Source organism: Spirosoma utsteinense (assembly GCF_014282275.1).
Lineage (GTDB): Bacteria > Bacteroidota > Bacteroidia > Cytophagales > Spirosomataceae > Spirosoma > Spirosoma utsteinense.
Genome location: NZ_VFIA01000125.1, coordinates 1 through 2,224 on the forward strand (window position 1 = coordinate 1; position 2,224 = coordinate 2,224).

A 2,224-nucleotide genomic window follows, 5' to 3' on the forward strand; every position below is an offset into this window, starting at 1 on the left:
AGCAAGAGAGCAAGAGAGCAAGAGAGCAAGAGAGCAAGAGAGCAAGAGAGCAAGAGAGCAAGAGAGCAAGAGAGCAAGAGAGCAAGAGAGCAAGAGAGCAAGAGAGCAAGACGGAACGCTATTCCGCGTTGCTGCATACCGTTCTTCTCGCCCTATGGGGTTAGTAATCAACAGGTTATTGTTAATAACATAGTTTTTTAGTAGTTTAAATTGTGCACATTTTTACTAACTAACTGATAATCAATTAGTAATTGTATAAAATTTTCCTATATGAGCGACCGGAAAAGTCTATCTGTCAGCGCAGGGACTCACCAACAATTAGAGCGATTAGGCGACAGATTCGGTCTCTCGCACAAAGATTTGATCGCGGTTATGGTGCAGTATTTCACTGTTACCAAGATTGATCCCCGCGATATGAAGGCTGATACGCCCGACGTAGCTATGAAGAAAATGGCCCAGAAAGTGGATACATTAGATAAACGCCTGATTGGATTTATCCGAGAGCAGGAGAAGGAACTATTAAAGCCTATCCTGTCCGAAGTGCGGGCCATACGGACCCAGACCGGGCCAGGCTCAGGCAGTAGCAACGTCATCACACCGGAGCATCTGGAGGAGCAGCTAACTGGTGTGGTGGGGGCTGTTCAAACCCTGATGCGGCTTTCGTTCCGTACGGCCCTGGTCGATAATGCCCTACGCCCGGAGTACCGACAGCAGACCGACGACCTAATTCGGCAACAGGATAATCCCACCCAGCCATGATGACTAAGATAGGGGCAGGCGGTGCGGGCAGTTCCGGGGGACTGGTGGAATACTTAGAGAAAGAAAATAAGCTCAAACCGGAGCAGCAGGCTGAGTTATGGTTTAGCCAGAACCGGGAGCAGTTGGCTGGCCACGAAGTAGTAGCCCAGATCGACCACAACAAGCGCAATTTAGGCCGGGAGGATGCCAAGTACTACCAAGTTATTTTAGCCCCTTCACAAGCTGAATTAGCCCATATCGGCTCCGATTCTCAACAGTTACAGGCGTTCACCCGAGCCACAATGGAGCAGTACGCCCAAAATTTTGGAAAGGGGATAGAAAGCAAAGATTTAGTGTGGTTTGCCAAGGTTGAACACAGCCGCAGCTTCGATTACACCGACCGGGCGGTACAGTTGGGCGAGCAGCCGAAGGGTGTTGCCAAGACCGGCGATCAGACCCACATTCACGTCATTGTGAGCCGAACGGAGAATCTACGCGAGTATGCAGAAGGGAAAAAAAACGAGCTGCACGAGCGCAAGAACCCCTACCACCTTAGTCCCCTGACCAATCATAAAGCGACCACTAAAGGGGCGGTTATGGGTGGTTTTGAGCGCAACAGCTTCAGCCAGCGCACTGAGCAGAGCTTTGACCAGGCGTTCAACTATGAGCGGAAGTTAACCGAATCGTTCCGGTTTTTGCACTGCATGAAGTACGGCGACGAGCAGGCTAAGGGGGAGATGCAGCGACAGGCCACAGAACAGGGTCAGAAACGCGCCCAGAGCCACGAACCCGGTCAACGGGTAACGCTGGACCAGCAACCCGGCAAAACGCTGGAAAACGAGTTTGCCGACGATTTGCGGGCTGTTCTGAGTAAAGCTTACCAGCAGAAGGACATGGACGATTTGAGCACAGCCCTGGCCACGGCGCAGGCCGAGCGGGAGCGGCAACGAGTGATCGAGGAGCAGAAGGCCGAGGAAGCTCGTAAAGTGGCCTTAGAAGCAACCAATTTAGCCGAGCAGGAAAAGATCGACCGGCAACTGAAAATCGAACAGGAACCCCGAAACGCCCCTAAACTTAACCAGGGCCTTAGCCGATGAACGAGAACAAATTCTTGAGGAATCTAAGCCAGCAGAATAACCCCTTACCCGCTTCCAGCAGTCGGGCGGTCGAACCGACACCACCCCAGCCAGTTCGACCAACGGAGTATGACCCGATCAAACGCCTGACGGACGAACTGAGTCGCCACAGCCGGGCCATTGAGGGACTCAACACCCGAATCGACCGGTTGGAGGGGCGACCCCAGGCGGCTACTCAAGCCGAGGTGCAGGCGTTGCTGCAGGAGGCCCAGGAGGGCGTTAGCTTCACGCTCAACAGTGGGTAGTTGCCAACATTCCGGGAAAATGTTTCATATAATAGAGTAAAAAAGCTACTAATCAGTTATTTACTCAGGTGCCAGCCTCCCGCTTACTATGGATTTCAACGCCCC

General features: G+C 52.5%; 3 protein-coding genes. All 3 read left to right on the plus strand.

The annotated features are described in order from the left end of the window. The first annotated feature begins 270 nt into the window (after positions 1 to 270). The 3 genes from FH603_RS27990 to FH603_RS28000 are packed head-to-tail and all read left to right on the plus strand — an operon-like array spanning position 271 to position 2,119. Complete coding sequence (locus FH603_RS27990) at positions 271 to 759, plus strand: BfmA/BtgA family mobilization protein (protein ID WP_186742645.1); 489 nt, start codon at positions 271 to 273, stop codon at positions 757 to 759. Then, the gene (locus FH603_RS27995; RefSeq protein WP_186742647.1) at positions 756 to 1,835 is read left to right on the plus strand and encodes a DUF5712 family protein; all 1,080 of its coding nucleotides are present in this window, start codon (positions 756 to 758) and stop codon (positions 1,833 to 1,835) included. Before FH603_RS27990 ends, FH603_RS27995 begins: the two co-directional genes overlap by 4 nt. After that, complete coding sequence (locus tag FH603_RS28000) at positions 1,832 to 2,119, plus strand: hypothetical protein (protein WP_235985659.1); 288 nt, start codon at positions 1,832 to 1,834, stop codon at positions 2,117 to 2,119. The genes FH603_RS27995 and FH603_RS28000 overlap by 4 nt, the downstream gene beginning before the upstream one ends. Positions 2,120 to 2,224 lie beyond the last annotated feature (105 nt).